The organism is Paraburkholderia lacunae (assembly GCF_003353175.1).
GTDB lineage: Bacteria > Pseudomonadota > Gammaproteobacteria > Burkholderiales > Burkholderiaceae > Paraburkholderia > Paraburkholderia lacunae.
Genome location: NZ_QHKS01000012.1, coordinates 237,943 through 254,094, shown reverse-complemented (window position 1 = coordinate 254,094; position 16,152 = coordinate 237,943). Strand labels below are relative to the sequence as shown.

General features: G+C 64.3%; 18 protein-coding genes. 1 reads left to right on the top strand and 17 read right to left on the bottom strand.

Annotated features, from left to right (window positions below; genetic code table 11):
• Positions 1–4: 4 nt before the first annotated feature.
• From virB11 to DLM46_RS20330, 14 genes are all read right to left on the bottom strand, one after another.
• Complete coding sequence (gene virB11, locus DLM46_RS20395; protein WP_115103119.1) at positions 5–1,132, bottom strand: P-type DNA transfer ATPase VirB11; 1,128 nt, start codon at positions 1,130–1,132, stop codon at positions 5–7.
• On the bottom strand, positions 1,129–2,343 hold the full coding sequence (virB10, locus tag DLM46_RS20390; RefSeq protein ID WP_115103117.1) for a type IV secretion system protein VirB10: 1,215 nt from the start codon (positions 2,341–2,343) through the stop codon (positions 1,129–1,131). The genes virB11 and virB10 overlap by 4 nt, the downstream gene beginning before the upstream one ends.
• Positions 2,336–3,154 carry a TrbG/VirB9 family P-type conjugative transfer protein gene (locus tag DLM46_RS20385; RefSeq protein ID WP_115103181.1) on the bottom strand — a complete coding sequence of 273 codons (819 nt, stop codon included), beginning with the start codon at positions 3,152–3,154 and terminating at the stop codon, positions 2,336–2,338. The genes virB10 and DLM46_RS20385 overlap by 8 nt, the downstream gene beginning before the upstream one ends.
• A gap of 14 nt (positions 3,155–3,168) precedes the next feature.
• Entirely contained in the window at positions 3,169–3,906 is a 738-nt protein-coding gene (locus DLM46_RS20380) for a VirB8 family type IV secretion system protein (protein ID WP_115103115.1), read from the bottom strand.
• A gap of 177 nt (positions 3,907–4,083) precedes the next feature.
• Positions 4,084–4,791 carry a P-type DNA transfer protein VirB5 gene (virB5, locus tag DLM46_RS20375; protein WP_115103113.1) on the bottom strand — a complete coding sequence of 236 codons (708 nt, stop codon included), beginning with the start codon at positions 4,789–4,791 and terminating at the stop codon, positions 4,084–4,086.
• Positions 4,788–5,972, bottom strand: a complete 1,185-nt coding sequence (locus tag DLM46_RS20370; RefSeq protein ID WP_115103111.1) for a TrbL/VirB6 family protein — start codon at positions 5,970–5,972, stop codon at positions 4,788–4,790. The genes virB5 and DLM46_RS20370 overlap by 4 nt, the downstream gene beginning before the upstream one ends.
• Positions 5,969–8,440, bottom strand: coding sequence for a VirB4 family type IV secretion/conjugal transfer ATPase (locus DLM46_RS20365; RefSeq protein WP_115103109.1), 2,472 nt, complete (start codon positions 8,438–8,440; stop codon positions 5,969–5,971). Before DLM46_RS20365 ends, DLM46_RS20370 begins: the two co-directional genes overlap by 4 nt.
• A gap of 1 nt (position 8,441) precedes the next feature.
• Positions 8,442–8,762, bottom strand: a complete 321-nt coding sequence (locus DLM46_RS20360) for a VirB3 family type IV secretion system protein (protein ID WP_115103105.1) — start codon at positions 8,760–8,762, stop codon at positions 8,442–8,444.
• 13 nt (positions 8,763–8,775) lie between these two features.
• Entirely contained in the window at positions 8,776–9,117 is a 342-nt protein-coding gene (locus tag DLM46_RS20355) for a TrbC/VirB2 family protein (RefSeq protein WP_115103103.1), read from the bottom strand.
• 35 nt (positions 9,118–9,152) lie between these two features.
• A complete protein-coding gene (locus tag DLM46_RS20350) occupies positions 9,153–9,812 on the bottom strand; it encodes a lytic transglycosylase domain-containing protein (RefSeq protein WP_115103101.1) in 660 nt (219 codons plus the stop codon).
• Positions 9,809–10,396 carry a hypothetical protein gene (locus DLM46_RS20345; RefSeq protein WP_115103099.1) on the bottom strand — a complete coding sequence of 196 codons (588 nt, stop codon included), beginning with the start codon at positions 10,394–10,396 and terminating at the stop codon, positions 9,809–9,811. The genes DLM46_RS20350 and DLM46_RS20345 overlap by 4 nt, the downstream gene beginning before the upstream one ends.
• Positions 10,389–11,237: a ParA family protein gene (locus DLM46_RS20340; RefSeq protein ID WP_115103097.1), complete on the bottom strand. Its 849-nt coding sequence runs from the start codon at positions 11,235–11,237 to the stop codon at positions 10,389–10,391. Before DLM46_RS20340 ends, DLM46_RS20345 begins: the two co-directional genes overlap by 8 nt.
• Before the next feature lie 483 nt (positions 11,238–11,720).
• Entirely contained in the window at positions 11,721–12,023 is a 303-nt protein-coding gene (locus DLM46_RS20335; protein ID WP_115103095.1) for a hypothetical protein, read from the bottom strand.
• The gene (locus DLM46_RS20330) at positions 12,020–12,262 is read right to left on the bottom strand and encodes a helix-turn-helix transcriptional regulator (protein WP_115103092.1); all 243 of its coding nucleotides are present in this window, start codon (positions 12,260–12,262) and stop codon (positions 12,020–12,022) included. Before DLM46_RS20330 ends, DLM46_RS20335 begins: the two co-directional genes overlap by 4 nt.
• 273 nt (positions 12,263–12,535) lie before the next feature.
• Here DLM46_RS20330 and DLM46_RS39100 point away from each other — a divergent pair, with 273 nt between their 5' ends.
• The gene (locus DLM46_RS39100) at positions 12,536–12,754 is read left to right on the top strand and encodes a hypothetical protein (protein WP_133300361.1); all 219 of its coding nucleotides are present in this window, start codon (positions 12,536–12,538) and stop codon (positions 12,752–12,754) included.
• Positions 12,755–13,043: 289 nt separating this feature from the next.
• On the opposite strand, the gene DLM46_RS20325 is transcribed toward DLM46_RS39100, so the two are convergent.
• The 3 genes from DLM46_RS20325 to DLM46_RS20315 form a co-directional block, all read right to left on the bottom strand.
• Entirely contained in the window at positions 13,044–14,078 is a 1,035-nt protein-coding gene (locus DLM46_RS20325; RefSeq protein ID WP_115103180.1) for a porin, read from the bottom strand.
• 81 nt (positions 14,079–14,159) lie between these two features.
• A complete protein-coding gene (locus DLM46_RS20320; protein ID WP_115103090.1) occupies positions 14,160–14,705 on the bottom strand; it encodes an amino acid synthesis family protein in 546 nt (181 codons plus the stop codon).
• Entirely contained in the window at positions 14,702–16,117 is a 1,416-nt protein-coding gene (locus tag DLM46_RS20315) for an amidase family protein (protein WP_115103087.1), read from the bottom strand. Before DLM46_RS20315 ends, DLM46_RS20320 begins: the two co-directional genes overlap by 4 nt.
• Positions 16,118–16,152 lie beyond the last annotated feature (35 nt).

Sequence of the window (16,152 nt, the reverse complement as noted above, 5' to 3'; positions counted from 1 at the left end):
CCCTTCACCGGAAATCCGCGTGATGGCGGCGCTGCGGATCGAACCAGACCTCCGTCATCGACCAGCGCCGGCCAGTCTGCACGCCAGATTCATCGAACAGCGCGATTGCCTCCATGTGCGCCACCACGTCGATCGTCATGAAGAGCAGCCGACGCAGCGCCGCGTCGTCCCATGTGGCGGCTTCGGGATGTTCCTTCGCCATCAGCGCGAACCGCTCGATGGCGACCGATGCGCTCGACGCGTGATAGCTCGTGATCGAACCGGAGTGCCCGGTCGTCAGCAGCTTCAGGAAGTCGTACGCTTCGCTGCCCCGCAGTTCGGCGAGCAGCACACGGTCAGGGCGCATGCGCATCGAGCTTGCGATCAGATCCGCAGGCGTCACCTGCGCCTGACCGTGACCACCCTTGCTGTAGATCAGGTGGACGCAGTTCTCGATGTGATGGATGAAGAGCTCGCGCACATCCTCAATCGTCACGATGCGTTCGGTGGCCGGGATGTACCGGCACAGCGTCTTCATGAAGCTCGTCTTGCCCGAACCCGTGCTGCCCACGATCACGAGGTTCAGCCGGCCGCGCACCGCCAGCTCGAAGAACGCCGGGAAATCGCGCGCTTCGAGGCACCGGGCCAGATCACGATCCAGGGGGCGCAGTGCCGGCATCGCCTCCTCAAGTCCAGCCGGGCGGTGCCACACAGTCTGCGCGAACAGGCCCTCACTTTCGTAGGCGTCGAGTGTCTTCTCGCGCGACGACGGACGGCGGATCGTCACCGACACGGTACGCGGGGGCGCCACCGGCGGGATCACGATCTGCACGCGCGCATCACCGGGCAGCAGCGCGGAGAGGACCGGATGCAGCACCGAGACCTCCTGGTTCGTGAGCGTGGCGATCGCCACCGCGAACGACATCAGGCGCTCGAAGTCGAGGTCCGCACAGTCGTGTGCCTGCCATCCGAGATGGGTTTCGGTCAGCACGCGCTGCGGCCGGTTGATCACCAGCTCCGTGAGAGCCGGGTCTTCGAGCAGCCCCGCGAGCGGGCGCATCAGCTCACGCACCGAAGCATCCTCTGCCAGCCTCGGCGGCAGGCCGTCGGCCAGTACCGGCGCTTCGCTCAGGATATGGGCCGACGCGTTCATCGCGTGCCCCCCGGCTCCAGCGCATAGACCGGGCTGAAATCCAGATCCCGTGCGACGATAATCGTGAACTCGGCCCCCTGGTTCTGCGTCAAGGTAGGCGGAATGTTGATCGTGCTGTCGAGCACGCGCGAGGCCATGTCATTGCCCTGCTGCTGCGTGTTCTCGAATACGACCGAGCCGTTGCTGTTGCCGCCACGCGTCGCGAGATAACCGATCGCATCCTGCGTCATGCCGAGCAGCATGGCCGCGCCGATACGCTCGCCCCAGTGGTTGTTCACGTACCCGCTCACGCCGATGCGCCCCAGCGCGTCCGCTGCGGGAGAATCGATCTCGACCGTCACACCCTCGGGTGTCCTGATGCGTGCCGACAGGATGAACACCCGCTTCTGCCCGGGCGCCAGGTTCGCGCGGTATTCGCTGTTGATCTGCGAGCCGCGCTCGATCAGCACGACATGACCATCATCCGAATAGACGTTCTTCGTCACCGTGCAGGTCGAGATGCCCGCCTGGGTCGAATCAAATGCCGTATCGCCGGCACAGTCGATCTTGGCGCCTTCTGCGAGAATCAGGCTGCGGTTGCCGAGAAAGCCCGCGCGCACTTTGGGCGTCACCGTCGGCGTCAGTGCCTGCGCAAGCGGACTGCTTCCCTGAGACTGGCTGCCGGATACAACAGTCGCTCCCGGCGAAACGCCTGGCGCTGATGCCGCCGGGTATGCCCCTATGTCGGCAGGGCCATTGCTTGCGCCCGTACTGCCGGTGGCGAGCAGCGGTGCGTCGTAATAGCTGCGAGCTGGCGCGGTGTGCACGGAGGCTTGCCGCCTCGACCCGGCAACGGCAGTCGACGCAACAACGGGTGCCCCCGCCGGGCCGCTTGTGGCGGCAGCAGCCGATGCGGGTGCGTTCCCGTCGCCGAACACGCGGCCCTGGGACGGCTGATCCTGCACGGCATCCCGCCTGGCCTTCTCCGCCGCATCGTGCCGTGCGAGAAACCCGTGGATCGTCCAGACTGCTCCGCCGATCACGACGGCCACGACCAGCAGCGGCGCGATCCACCAGGCGCGGGCGCGGCCACCCTGCTGTCCGAGCTCCGGCATGCCGCGATCGACCGGATGGTTCGGGAGGTCACCGTTTATGGTATCGCTGACCTTTGCTGGATCACTGTCGGGCACAACCCCGGGCGCAATCACATTGCGTGGCGTTTCCTCATTCATGACCGTCGCTCCGCAGGACACGCTTCACACCGCCGACCGTCGTGCCATCCGCAGGTGGCACCCCGTCCACATCGAACGCGTCGTTCCACAGACCGACCACCTCGTCACCCAGACGCAACACGAAACGCCGGGCAACCTCATGTACGACGATCACGTCGTCTTCCATGTGCCGGTCAACCACGCTTTCGCTGCTGTCGTCGGCGACCCGGAAGATCGCCGGGATGCGGCGGTTATTCGGAATGCGGATGTAGGTGAAGCGACCGTCGTCCCATGCCGCCGTCGGCGCGATATCCTCCGAGTGCGGCATCACCTGCATCGAGTAAGCGGTGTTGCGCACCACCGGCGGCTTGTCGAGACGCTCGTGCACAAGAGCGGCATCGTCTTCGGCCTTTGTCTTCCTGGCCTGCGCATCCGGATAGACGAACGTGATGCGGTACATCTCGTCGTCGTTACCGAAACGGGCCCTGAGCGGTAGCACGACCAGATCGAAGCTGTAGCTATGCCGGTCCGTGCGGATTTCGAGGTTCGTGTCGTGCGCAGCGAGTTGCGGCTTGAGGTAGACATCGTGGTCGCCACGGTTTGCGACCACCTGCCATCCGTCCCGGTCGCCCGGGGCCACGACGAGGATGTGCTCGGTCGGATCAAGCGCTATGTGCGTGGCGAAGCCGCGCTGCGCGATGACCCGCACCACCTCATCCTGCCGGTACACCACCTGCCGCACACGTGAGTCGCCAGACCAGCCTGGCACGTCGTAGGCGTGGGCACCGGGGAAGCCAGCACCTAGCATTGCCGCCAGCGCGATGGTTCTCATCAACATGGTCGCTCTCATCGCGCACCTCCCGGGAGCGGCGAAGATGCCGGTGCCGACGCCGCCGTAGGGGTGTATTCGGGATCGCGGCTGTACGCCGTCACCCTGAAGCCGAAGGGATTCTCGATGGCCGTGCGCTCACGCGTGAAGATGGACGGCCGGTAAATGAAGGCAAGCGTGATGACGAAGCGCTGCGGCGGCTCCGCGTTATCGATGCCATTCTTCCATGTCGTGCGCTCGATATGCACGACAGCACGGCCCGGCTCGTCCGGTACCAGCGTCGTCGAGAGGATGCGGATGTGCCGCTGCGTGTTCGCCCCGAGCTGCCGGTCCAGTGCGTCGGGGCCGCTGTAGATCGCCCGGTAGCCCCGCGCGACACGGTCGTCGCTCATGTCGAGCACGCGGTCGTAGTCCATCTGCAGCAAGCCCCAGTCGTAGCGCTCACGCGAGCGCACGTACACTTCCACCCAGTGCTTGTCCTCGATATCGCGCATGTGCATCTGCTTCGCGTCGAGCACGTCGATCACCTGTGCTTCACCGGTCAGACGGTCGACCTCGATCGGCAGCGGTACCACCCGGTAGAACGGGACCATCACGGCCAGTGCGACCGCACACAGGATCGCGACCACCACGGAGCCCAAGGCCACGTGCCATGCCCGACGCTCAGAGCGCTCCTGCAGGTGCGTGACCGACACCTCAAAATCGAGTGCCCGCCGATAATCACGTGATTCACGGGAGTCACACTCACTGCTCATGGCCGCCTCCATCGGACGGGGGGACTGGTGGCACGCCGTTCACCGGAACACGGTGCGAGCCATCTGGCAGAACAGGTTTGGGTGGACTGTCCGAACAACCATTAATCAGTATGACTAATTGAATGACAATGACGACCACAACAGAACGGATCATCTCAGTCTCCTCGGTTGCCGAACTCAGTTGCCAAAACTCGCTGGCACCATCTGGTCCTGAAGCCGTGTGGTATTGCCGGCGCGCTTGAGAACAAGTTCCTGCTGCTGCTCGGCAATCAGCCGGTCTTCGGAATCGGCCAGCATCCTGAAAAGCTGCAGCTTCGTCATTTCATTGCCGACCACCGTGCTCTCAGTCTGGATGCGTGCCTGCAGTTCCCCGATGCCTTTCTGGTCCTGCGTCACATCGATCTGCTGCATCAGGCCCTGGATCTGGTCGAGTTCCTGGAGCTCCGTCTGATACGCCTGCGTGCCGAAGGCCTTGTCCTGGAACGGCTTGTTCAGCGCGCGCTGGCAGACCTGCTGGTCGATGCCGCTCTGGTCCTCACAGTTGTAGATTTCGCTCGCCGAGCGCAGCGTCTGCGCGCTGCCCGTCAGACCCGCATATCCACCGTTCTGGATCGCCGTGTAGACCGACTGCCAGTTCGACGGCAGCGAGTTCGACAGCACCGGATTGCTCATCAGTTCACCGAAGCCGCGCGTGCCACTGAGCGACTGATATAGCTGGAGTTCCTGCTGCACTTCCTGCTTCAGTTGCCCGACGGTCGCGATGGCCTGCACCACGTTCTGCGCGTCGAAGACCGGGATGCCCTGTGCATGGGCCGAGGGCATCGTCAGCACGACCACAGCCGCCGCGACAGGGGCAATACCGATATGGATAGGTAACCTGATCATGACGATGACCCTCCTGAGTTATCCTGGTCGCCAAGGTGCTCGCGCGCGGCGCGCTGATAGGCAGGGATCTGGCCTGAACCGCCGCCCGCGTTCGCGCTACCGGCTTGCCCGCTGCCGTTGGAAATTCGCCCCCCCGGCCGACGCGGGCCGCGTCTGAGACTCACGAGCGAGCCGAGACCTCTCACGGCACCACGCGAGGCAAATCCGGCCACAAACGCACCGAACCCCGACAGCGTGGCGCCTCCGGCGAGTCCCGAGGCGACGGCCGGCAGTTGCCAGCCGATGGTTGCCAGCAGCAGGGACGTGATGAACAGGCCAAATGCCGCACCCCAGGGGGCTATAGCGGTGAGCACTGCCTGACCCGCTGCAGCGAGCGCCGAAGCGTTCGTATCGGGCGAGGAAGTCGTGACGTTGAACGGCGCGAGGTCGGCTGAGAACGCCGTGAGTGCCATCCCAAGAAAGGCCGCGATGAGGATCTGCAGCAGCGCATAGTTCGTGACCTTTGCGGTCCACGCCTCGAAGAAACGCGCCGTCGGACCAAAGGCGCCACAGGCAATGAAGGCCGGGCCGAGTCCCAGCACCAGATCGAGCAGCATCCTCGCCATCGTGACCTCGAAGGCCAGAATCATCAGGAAAATAGCTCCGCCCAGTCCCACGATGAACCCGCCGACCAGATCACCGATGCCTGCGACAAAGCCGCTGACACTCAAGCCTTCGTGCGTCGCCTTGTCGAAGTATGCGTCCATCACGATGTCGATCTGCCGGTCGTAGCAGTCGAGGGTCTGGTAAATGGCGGACGCGCTCGTGCCTGTCACGCTGCTGCCACTCACCGTTCCGCAGCCGGGGTTGCCTGCACCGCCATTGGCCGCCGCGGTCTGGATCGTCTGGGCCAAGCCCGTCGTCGCCCCTTCGACTGCCGTGACGACCTGGGACTGATAGATGCCCGCGCCGAGCGCAAAGGCGAGCATGATGGCCACCTTCAGGCCGCGCCACGCAAATGCGGGCACCGACTCATGGGCCTCGCCGCGCACCACGGCGAACCCGTACGTGATGATCCAGATCGTCAGGGCGGTCGTCACCACGGGCATCAGCGCGCTGGAGAGGGCTGAGGACACGCTCGTGACATACGTCGACATGCCGTTTTCGAGCGTGCCGCCGACTGAAGTGAAAAGGCCGCTCATCGTGCACCTCTTCCCGACAGACGCCGGGCCAGCGCGTTCGCGACTGCCCCGATCGCACGACGCTTGGCCAGCCGCTCATGAAACACGGGAAGCCACGCCACGGGATCGTCGCCGACCTCGGCACGGATGCCGTCGAGCAGTTCGACGTTGTCCGTCGTCCCCGACAGGACGTCGAGCACATCACCGAGTCCGGCGAGATCCAGCCTGCCGATGGCCGAACGGTGGCCCTGCTTCATGAGGAACAGGCGGCTGTTCTCGCCGAGAGACCGGACGATGTTGAATTCGGCCTCAGTTAGCTTGAAGCCGTGCACGTAGTCGTCGTAGTCGGCACGCGGGTTCGGCAGGAAGAAGAACGTCGCGGTCTGCTCGACCAGCGCCCGCGCGATGTCGCTACGCAGCACATCGGCCGGGGACTGCGTATCGAAGATACCCAGACCGTTCTGCTTGCGGATCGTCTTCTGCTTGTTCTTTGCGAAATCCGTGAAGACCGGATCGCCCAGCCGCTTCCAGAATTCGGTCATCACATAGACGAAGCGCCGCCCGTCGATCAGGCTCTCCGTCAGCTGCAGCAGATACATCGTGACCGGCGTCGACACCTCCGGATCGTCGAGCAGTTCCGTATCATCGAAGCCGAAGAGATGGTTCTGGCTGAAATCCAGCAAGTCCGACGGGTTGTCCAGCACCCACCCGAGCCGTCCGCCTGCACACCACTTCGTGAGCCGTGCATGCAGGCTGTTCTCGCCCACGGCGGGCAGCAGTTGCCGGACCATCGACAGGCGACGGAGCCGCCGTTCCATGCGCGCGACCTCCCGCACGGCACGCGAAATGTCGAGTTCGTCTTTCGCGGACAGCAGCGTGCCGGTGTCGACCAGACGGCGCACCAGCCGCTCCCAGAAATCCAGCACCGCCTCGTCCGGGTCGAGCTGGAAGGGATTGAGTCCCGTCGGGACACCCCGTCGAAACACCGTGTAGCGGCCCCCCATCGCCCGGATCGCGATCTCAGTGCCCCGGTCCTTGTCGTAGACGACGCCGGTGAGGCCATACTTCATCGCCATCGCAAGCAGGAACAGCTCCAGCACCGTCTTGCCGGCACCCGCCTGCCCGATGATCTGGGTGTTGGCGAGCGCCTTTTCGTCGCCCGAGTCCTTCTTCTCAGGCGTCGCGTGGAAATTCAGATACAGCGGCTGGCCGCTCGGCGTCTTCACGATCGTGATCGCCTCGCCCCACGGATTGCCGTCGCGCTTGCCGGTCGCGAAGTTGTGCAGACTCGCGAGCCCGCAGAAGTTGCGCGAGGTGAGCTTCGCCTCGCGCGGCCGGTAGCGCCAGTTTCCAGGCAGCTGTGCGAACCAGGCCGCGTCCGCTACCAGATCGACCAGCGCCGTCTGGAAGCCCACGTCCGCGAGCTGCGTGCGCGCCTTCGCCACATGCCGCGCGACCTCGTCGGGCCGGTCACCGAGCACGGCAATCGAATAGTGATATTCACCGAAGACGAAATTGCCGTTGATCAGGTCGTCAAGCGCCTGATCCATTGCATTGACCTGCGACACCGCCACATCCTCGCCCGCTATCAGCTGGTTGCGCTGACGCTCGAGCGCCTCTTTCGCCGTGGGACGGTCGAGGATCGTGAAGCTCTGGGTCTCGATATATTCGAAGTCGCCATAGAGCAGACCGTCGAGCATCCCCGGCTCGGTTTCCTCGGGGTAGTCTTTCAGGTCGAGCAACGCCGCATAGCGCGTCGCACCGGGCATGCGGATCTCAACCTTCTCGGTGCGGAAGAAAACCCGCGACGTCGGCAGTGCCTCGGCAATGCGGCCAGACGGGACCGGTACCGGCTCCCACGCGGCGTTGACGAGATAACCCAGGAACTGCAGCGCCGATGAGAAACGCACGGGCCGCTGCGTGTAACGGATCTGCTTCGTGTAGACACCGAGCGGCACCGGGTCCCAGGGCTTCAGGCCAGATTCGACCTGGGCAGCAAGCTCCGCCATCACCTTCAGGGCCTCATGCTGCTCCCGCCGGATATCATCGGGGGTGCGCCGCGCCGCCTGGCTGAAGAGACGCCCCAGGCGCGTGCGATGTGGCCGGTACACGAGCGTCAGGTACAGCTCGTTGGCCATCATCCGGTAGCCGGCAAAGCTTGCGTAGTAGCGCGTCGCGAGCTCCTGGCAGAACGGGTTGCCGTACGGCGTGGCGAAATGGTCGCTCACGCGCCGGCGGATCCGGTGCGACCACAGGCCGACGTGACCACCCGGCAGGCTGCGCACGAGCTGGTTGAATCCTTCGTGACGCACGAGGATGTCACCCGGATCGGCCGCTTCGAAGGCGATGCCGGCGACCTTCCAGACACGCAGGTAGTCCCCTTCCCGCGTGCGGATCACGTAGTCATTTACGTGCGACGAAAACGGCACGAAATCCGCGAGCACAGCCTCGCGTTCGGCAACGTCGATGAGTTGCGGCAGCGCACCCATGTCAGCCCCTCCTCTTGAGACAGAGCGGCATGTAGGCGTGCGCACCCCAGAAGCGGCGGTTGCGCTGGCGAAACACCATGCGAATGCGCAATGCGAACTGCGCCAGACGCTGGTCGTCGTGGCGCGTGACCGAGCGCATCGTGACAAAAATGGGGATGAGGAGCAGCACGATGCCGACGCCCACCGGCGGACTGGCGAGCAGCGCCCAGATCGCGGGAATCAGGATGCTGCCGCCCAACATGAGGAACGGAACCAGCGGCACACCCCAGAGCATCGCGGGGCGCGTGCAGCCCTTGAAGACGGGATCCCTGAGCGGATTCATGTGCGCCTCCGCATCAGCTCGTCGGGATCAGCATCGCCGCGATCACCGTGGCGCAGCCCACGAACAGGCCGCCGATGAACACGTTGGCAATGTCGCCAAAGCGCGCGTGCTGGAACATCATCTTGAAACCCGCCCAGATGATCGAGATCGAGCACACCACCGCGCCTACGCTGAGCAGCGTGGTCTGGATCGTCGTGAGCAGCGTGTTGACCTGCGAGAGTTGCGCGTATGCCGGCGTCACCGTCAGCATCACCATGGGCACAACCGCGAGGTTGCACCACGCATGTCGCGCCGATCCGGGCGTCCGCAACTGCTGCGGAACGCGGCTCCATTTGATATGTAGTCCTGATTTCATGGATTACTCCTGTCACGCACGTTGTCTCTGCTCTTTCAGAACACCACAGCACTTTCCCGCGTCATTTCATCTGTCTGGCCGGCCTTCTGGCCCGTCCTGCCGTCCGTGGGGGACGGGGGGCCAGGCGGACTACGGGATGGGGCGGATCGCACACCTGCCGACGAGGATGGAATGGCGGCTATGGGCGAAACATCGATGGCAATAGCCGGAACCACCTGATCGGGCCGTGCAGCCTGGGCGACGACCCGCTGCACATAGCCCGTACGAAACCCGCTCGAAAAATCCCCGCTCGCGTAGCACGAAAGCCCGGCGCGCAATGCATCCTGCACCTGCGCGTGTGTCCCCGCATGTGCCCCTTTCGCACGCTCGAAACACCCCTGGAGGATCGCTGCGCTGGCGGCAAGATTCCGGCACGGATCGAAGACCGTCTCCGGTGTCAGGCCGAAATGGCTCCAGTTCGACCGGTTCACCTGTGCGAGACCCGCGCTGTAATTCCACCCTGCGGCATCCAGCGCACGTGCTGTCGCGACAGCTTCACCAAGGTTCACTGGTTGCCGCTGGAGGCGGCCGTGCACCACCCCGATCGCGTACGGGTTGAAACCCGACTCGACCCGCACGACTGCTGCCGTCGTGGCGGGCGCCACGGCAGGCGCGCACTGCTGTGCCAGGGTCAGGAATGCGGCGAGCGGAATCATTCGCCACCTCCCTGACCGCCCGAGCTTTCGTACTCGCGCTCCAGAAACAGGCGGGCCGACTGTGTCGGGTTATACGGGATCGTCGTACTGCCAACCCCGTAGAATTCCGTGATCGTGCGATCCGTACCTCTCGCGTCCCACCACACCCGCGTGTACAGCGAGCCGTCAATCTCGACGTCGATTGCACCGCGCGCATTGCACAGCAGTTCGCCCTGCTCAGGGCCGCCCCAGTACAGCAGATCCTCGCGGCAGTGTCCCGCGCTCGCAAGGACGTTCACGGCCGATGTCCCCTGCGAGCCGCCTGCTCCGAAGTCGCACGTCGGGAAAGGATCGCCGTGGCGCAGGGCTGCCCACAGTCTCTCGATGGGCGGCACGCACTCGCCATACTGTTCAGGCCCGCCGGGATTGGAGAGGCACAGGATCAGCTGGCAGTCCCAGTCGTCGGCACGGGCAATACCGGGCGCCATGATCGATGTGCCGAGGAAGGCGGCGAGAACGATCAACCAGCGGCGCAGCGCCCGCAGCGGAGCACGGCCGACGGCAATGTCGACGGAAGTGGTAGTAACAGTGGCAGGGTCATGCATCACAAACCTCCGCATGCCGGAGGGAGGGCACGGTGCCGTCTTGGATCGCTTCGAGGCGGTGCGTGATCACATCGAGACAGGTGGCCCCCGCACGGAGGGCTTCAGGCATGTCTGCATCCCGTGCGGCAGGCTCGCTGTCCGCCGGCGTGAAAGGTTCCATACGACAGACGGACGTCAGGTGGGGCAGCCAGACGTATCCCCGGGGAGACGCCGGATCCGCGATCAACCATTCACGCAGCGTCGTCTCCATCACCTTCGTCCACGCCTGTTCCATTGCCGCAGGGACGGCCACGACCGGCAGAATTCCGGTGAAGCGGAGTACCGGATTCAGTCGAGCCCGGATGTTGCGGATACCGTACGTTCCATTGATGACCGCCGAGGCGCAGGTGACGCATTCGGGTGACACCGCAACGGGGCTTAGCACCGCGTCCACGAGCGCCTCTGCACAGACGGCGCGCAGGTCGGGCAACGCGGGAGCGTCGACCAGGCACACATCGAACCAAGGCGCCACCGCAGACAGCAGGTGACGAAGGTTCGCGTAATAGCGCGTGCGGGCGGGATCGTCGCGCGACATCAGACCGTCGATGGCGTTCGCGCTGAGCACGTGCACGCAGCCGCCAGATGCAGATCGGGCGCTCTCCTGCGACGCCGGCGCACGGTTGCCGGACACGATCGCTTCGTACCGGTAGCGGGCAAGCAGGTGTGCGCAGCGCGGCGGCTCGGCCAGGTCCAGTACCAGCACCCGCCAGTAGCAGGTGCACTGCAGGTGGCGGGCCAGCAGACAGGTCAGCGTCGTCCTGCCCGAACTGCCCTTCGTCGAAACGATCAGAAGCGATTTCATGGTTCATCGTCCTCAGCCGCACCCGCTGTCGATGAACCTGCGAAGAAAAAAGAACCCGCGGCGCCAGGGAGGCTGACCGCGGGCTCAACGGGGATCATTGCATCAGCACCAGAATGCAAAAAGCCTGCAGATGCAGGCTTTTTGCGAATGCGTCACGGCACACCACTTCGTCGCACAGACATCGAAACTACGGGGCCGCTAACGCGTACTCGGTCGTGCGTGGCACGTTGACCGGATCAGATTGTTGGCTTCAATCTAGGCGAGTGCGTGGCGCAATGCAAGAGCCCTCAGGTGCCCCGCTATCTCTCCCATTACCCATGTATTCCCAGGTGTTCCCACGACGTCCGAAAAAAATTTTCACATCCAGACGTTCATCCCAACGTTCCCTGCTACAGCGGCGTCGCTGACCGACACAAGGCGCCGGCTGCGCACCTGCACGAACCGGATCGGCGATGCGCCACTATCTGTCCCCCTCCCGGGCGATCAGCCGCCTTCACGATTCTGGTTCCCGCCATCCAGGGCCCGTGCGAGAGCCGCCCGTGCAGCGGCAAGTTCCAGCTCAAAGCATTGGGCCGGGCGCCGCGGAATACGCAGCCGACGGCAGACAACCTCCCGACGCGCATGCCAGAGATAGACCATGCGCAACATGTCACGATGCCGGACGTGGAGCGTCTGCCAGGCTCTCGTGATTCGTGCCGCGTCGACCGGATCGTAGGCGCCGCGCGATGCGTTACCCCAGTTCTCCAGCCGCCGGCGCAGGGGTGCAGAAACGAGATCGCGACTCATGGCGCGCCTCCCACGTCATCTTCGCGCACAGGCGCAGGCGCGCGGTAACGCGCGGGATTTTCCAGAAACTGTTCTATGTCAGCCGCGCGCCATCCCACCAGGCGGCCGCCCAGCGCGATCGCAGGCGGGAATGTTCCCGCCTGCATGCGACGGTAAATCGTTGAACGTGACAGCCCCGTTCTCTCTTCGACCTGACGGCGGCGCAGGATCCTCAGCGCCTCGCTATTCGCAATTGACATGATCTTCCCCCGGAACAGACACCGGCCTTGCGTTGCCGGTACATGGGGCATTCAAGCAGCGGTCGGGTCCTGCCGCCAAACCCGTCTTATCGACGGGAAACTCCCGTCGAAAGGGGCCGATTGACATGTGGGCACGGCGAAGCGTAATCGCTATCGCCAACGACGATCATCGCGGTCAATCTCACGAATGCAGAGCGTAGAATGGTCGAAACGGGACGTATGGTAGTAGTCCGGCAGGGGTAGTACCCCTCGCGTCAACCAGGAGAGAAGGTCGTGCTGTCTTCCGATGAATGGCGAAAGCGTGCCGTTGAGGCTGGCGTCGTGCGCTGCCCGGCATGCGACTCGCTGACCGTGACGATGGGAGCTTGTGCTGTAGGCACGTACACCATCTACCAGGAATATTTGTGCGAAGACTGCGGGTACGAATTTCAGGCCATGTTCGGCCTGATCGGGTGCGTGCCAAGAAGCAACAATGAGGACAACGACGCATGAGCCATTGTTCCATCAGCAAGCGACTGAGCCATCGGCCCGGAACCCGGGATACATCTTCTACTGGCATGCAGGCGTAGCGGGCCCGCAAGCCGTTGGAGCGCGCTCGCCCGAGGCAATTCAATCGCACCTCAGCGCAAATCGCCAGCGACGCGGTGCGACGCGCGTCGCTGGAAACCGCAGCTTTATCCGTCGCGTTATGGGGGATTTCGATGCGACGAGCGCCAGTTGTTGTCACCGGCATACGACCTTGCGGCAAGCTGGGGCTTCGAGGCATGCTGTACAGGGTCGGCTAGAACTTCATCCTGATGCCCGCACCCACGCTGTTGCCTGACGACACACTGGTCATCGTGTCATACCGCCACGCGGCGTAGACGTCCGTGCGTTTCGAGAGCGGGTAATCGTAACCGAGCACCACAGTCGACCAGCGGATATCCGTGCCCTGGGCAGGCCGCCGGAGCGTTCCCGCCCAGGACACCAGTATGCTGCCCGTGCCGACCTGGGCGCTCGCCCCCACCTGAACGGTATCGTCGGTAAGGTCATTGTTGTTGGTGACCCGTTCGTACTGGAGATAGAGCTTCACTGCCTGCAGACGATACGCCGCGCCGGCGAGCCACGCCGTCTGTTCCGTGGCGCCATTCAGGAAAAGCGACGCGGTGTGAAGGCTCTGGACTGCGGCCGTCGCAGAGAACGGCCCCGCGAAGTAGAGCACGTTAGCACTGTAGTTCGCCTGCCCGGCGTGGCCTGCAATACCCGCATTGCTGTACAACACACTTCCTGTCAGACCTCCAACCTCCGGAGTCTGGTAGACGATCGAGTCGTCGACCGCCGTATCGCTTTGCACCGACGCAACGCCCATCGCGGATCCCAGAAACGTGTGGACCACCATGGGCGAGAAGACGAACGAGTTGCCGAACGGGTTGAACAGCAGTGTGGAGACGAACAGCAGTGAATCATTACGCCCCAGCGTCAGTTGACCAAACTGCCCGCTCAAGCCGACGAACGCCCTGCGCCCAAAGAATGACTGGCCGTCGTACGCTCCTGACCGTCCACCGTTGATCCGGTAAAAGCTTTCGAGCGTGAAGATCGCCTTCATGCCACCGTCCAGATCCTCGGCGCCCGACATGCCCCAGTACGATGTCGAGAGCCCTCCCGAGCCCATCTGCCAGGTGTTGCCCGCCGCGCCGGGTGTACGCACTACCCCGGCAAATGCATCGGCCAGCCCGTAGAGAGACACTGACGACTGCGCGTGCGCCGCGCCCACTGTGACGCACAACGACAGCGCTGCCAGACCCTTGCTCCATCTTCCCCGCACATCCCTGCACATGTTTTTCTCCTTCATCGCTTGTGAGTGTTCGTCTGTTCGTTTGATGTGCGCCTGCCCGACGGCACGGTTTTTCGCCGCACGTCACCCCGGCCTGACACGCGCGAACGGCCTGCCGCGCTCGGCCAGCGCAATGGCAATCAGTAGTTCGTCCGCCGCCGGCGAGTCAGGTACGCAGAGCGACACCGTGTCGAAGTGGTCGAAGCTCCACATGTCCGCGACGCTGTGCAGGGGAATGTCGATGCAGGCACCAGGGGGGCCGCGCTTCGTGACGGATGGCATGATCGAGGACGCGCCGGGCAGGCAGTCGCGCACCGCCTTGCCAAGTCGTGGATGAAGCAGCGCCGCTCCCCATTCGAGCGGCACGCTTGTGCCCACGAGCGCCGCCTTCCCGTAACCCTGGATATCTTTCCCCGCACAACCGAGCGCAAGCAGCGCCCGTCCGGTGAGCATCTGGCCGAGATCAGCGCCCGTCGCATATAGCGCCTCAAGCTCGCAGGCAACATCCTGGTCGGTCGTCTTCAGCACCACAGCGACCACTACCTGACGGTGCGGTGGGGTCACCGGCGTGCCGAGTTCCGCGCATCGTTCAACGAGATGGACCACGATCCGCGCGATCTGGACGTTCATGGCGCGATCTCCGTGTCGCCCGGGAGCTGCAATTCCGGTCCCGGTGCCGGGAAATCTCCTCTCGCCAGTTCGTACGCACGCGCTGCCCGCAGCACCAGGGCATCGCTGCCCCGACGACCGACAATCTGCAGACCGGTAGGCAGGTCCCTCGCGAGTCCGCACGGCACGGATATCGCGGGCAGGCCAGCCTGGTTACACCACGCTGTCAGAAGCGGGGCATTGCGCAGATGACCGGGCAAGCCGGGAACCGGAGGAGGTCCGCAATGAAACGTCGGCGTGAGCAGCAGGTCGTAACGCTCGAAAAACGTTTCCATCGATGCGCCGAGTGCGTGACGGGCAAGCAGCGCATCGACGAATGTCGCGGTGTCTATCCGTGTCCCTGCATCCGAAAGTGCCGTCAGGTCAGGATCAAGCAGTGTCCTGTCGGCTACCTCCATATGCCGCACGCGCTGCGCGAAGAACACGGACCACTGGACCGAATGTATGCGGCCATTGCCGTAGTAGTCCGCGATCGGCGCGATGTCGGCCTGGATGACCGTCGCGCCGATCGCTTCGAACGTGTCAGCGGCCCTCTGGACGCACTCCGCAATATCCGGCGCCACCGAGACACTGTCCGGAGCGGGGCACCAGGCGATCCGCAAACCCGCGACGCCGTCGTCCAGCGCGGCGGAATAGCCAGACGGACTCCCTACTCGCGGAGGCCCGTCGTTGTTCCCGCAGGTCATCGCATCCAGCATCAACGCTGCATCGCGCACGGTTCGCGTGATCGGGCCGAGCGTGGACAGTGCAGTCCACGACGCCGCACTGCCCGCCGGCACCAGCGCGAACGTAGGCTTGAACCCGACCACGCCGCTCCAGCAGGCCGGAATCCGGATCGACCCGCCCCCATCGGTCGCAAGCGACAGCGGTCCCATCCCCAGCGCAACCGCGACCGCGGACCCGCCGCTGCTGCCCCCAGGCGAGAGACGCGTATCCCACGGATTGCGCGTCACGCCTGTCAACGGACAGTCGGTGACGATCTTGTTGCCGAACTCGGAAGTGGTGGTCTTGCCAAACGGTATGGCGCCCGCGCGCCGCAGACGCGCCACGGCCGGTGCATCGGCGTTCTCGCTGTCTGGCGAAGCGGTCCAGGAGCCTTGCCGTGTCGGAAGACCGGCTACGGCGACGAGATCCTTGACCGATACCGGTACGCCATCAAGCGGACCACACGGCTCGGCCCGCCTCCACCGACGCTCGGCCTCGCCAGCGGCCGACATCGCCCCTTCCTCGTCGAGGCCGCAGAAGGCGTTGACCACCGGATCGAGCTTCGTGACCCGGTCCAGTACCGCACACATGACCTCCACAGGCGAGAGGCTGCGCTGCCAGAAGCCGGCAACCAGTTGACTCGCACTCAGCATGACAATTTCACTCATTTTGTAGTCCTTATTTCTTGGTATAAACTATTTCA

What these genes read in the sequence shown, in the direction of transcription:
- DLM46_RS20370 (WP_115103111.1), bottom strand. Translation starts at nt 5,972, where the DNA reads ATGAGCGGCCTTTTCACTTCAGTCGGCGGCACGCTCGAAAACGGCATG.
- DLM46_RS20385 (WP_115103181.1), bottom strand. Translation starts at nt 3,154, where the DNA reads ATGAGAACCATCGCGCTGGCGGCAATGCTAGGTGCTGGCTTCCCCGGT.
- DLM46_RS20360 (WP_115103105.1), bottom strand. Translation starts at nt 8,762, where the DNA reads ATGAATCCGCTCAGGGATCCCGTCTTCAAGGGCTGCACGCGCCCCGCG.
- DLM46_RS20345 (WP_115103099.1), bottom strand. Translation starts at nt 10,396, where the DNA reads ATGCATGACCCTGCCACTGTTACTACCACTTCCGTCGACATTGCCGTC.
- DLM46_RS20365 (WP_115103109.1), bottom strand. Translation starts at nt 8,440, where the DNA reads ATGGGTGCGCTGCCGCAACTCATCGACGTTGCCGAACGCGAGGCTGTG.
- DLM46_RS20315 (WP_115103087.1), bottom strand. Translation starts at nt 16,117, where the DNA reads ATGAGTGAAATTGTCATGCTGAGTGCGAGTCAACTGGTTGCCGGCTTC.
- DLM46_RS20350 (WP_115103101.1), bottom strand. Translation starts at nt 9,812, where the DNA reads ATGATTCCGCTCGCCGCATTCCTGACCCTGGCACAGCAGTGCGCGCCT.
- virB5 (WP_115103113.1), bottom strand. Translation starts at nt 4,791, where the DNA reads ATGATCAGGTTACCTATCCATATCGGTATTGCCCCTGTCGCGGCGGCT.
- DLM46_RS20335 (WP_115103095.1), bottom strand. Translation starts at nt 12,023, where the DNA reads ATGAGTCGCGATCTCGTTTCTGCACCCCTGCGCCGGCGGCTGGAGAAC.
- DLM46_RS20340 (WP_115103097.1), bottom strand. Translation starts at nt 11,237, where the DNA reads ATGAAATCGCTTCTGATCGTTTCGACGAAGGGCAGTTCGGGCAGGACG.
- virB10 (WP_115103117.1), bottom strand. Translation starts at nt 2,343, where the DNA reads ATGAATGAGGAAACGCCACGCAATGTGATTGCGCCCGGGGTTGTGCCC.
- virB11 (WP_115103119.1), bottom strand. Translation starts at nt 1,132, where the DNA reads ATGAACGCGTCGGCCCATATCCTGAGCGAAGCGCCGGTACTGGCCGAC.
- DLM46_RS20380 (WP_115103115.1), bottom strand. Translation starts at nt 3,906, where the DNA reads ATGAGCAGTGAGTGTGACTCCCGTGAATCACGTGATTATCGGCGGGCA.
- DLM46_RS20355 (WP_115103103.1), bottom strand. Translation starts at nt 9,117, where the DNA reads ATGAAATCAGGACTACATATCAAATGGAGCCGCGTTCCGCAGCAGTTG.
- DLM46_RS20320 (WP_115103090.1), bottom strand. Translation starts at nt 14,705, where the DNA reads ATGAACGTCCAGATCGCGCGGATCGTGGTCCATCTCGTTGAACGATGC.
- DLM46_RS20330 (WP_115103092.1), bottom strand. Translation starts at nt 12,262, where the DNA reads ATGTCAATTGCGAATAGCGAGGCGCTGAGGATCCTGCGCCGCCGTCAG.
- DLM46_RS20325 (WP_115103180.1), bottom strand. Translation starts at nt 14,078, where the DNA reads ATGTGCAGGGATGTGCGGGGAAGATGGAGCAAGGGTCTGGCAGCGCTG.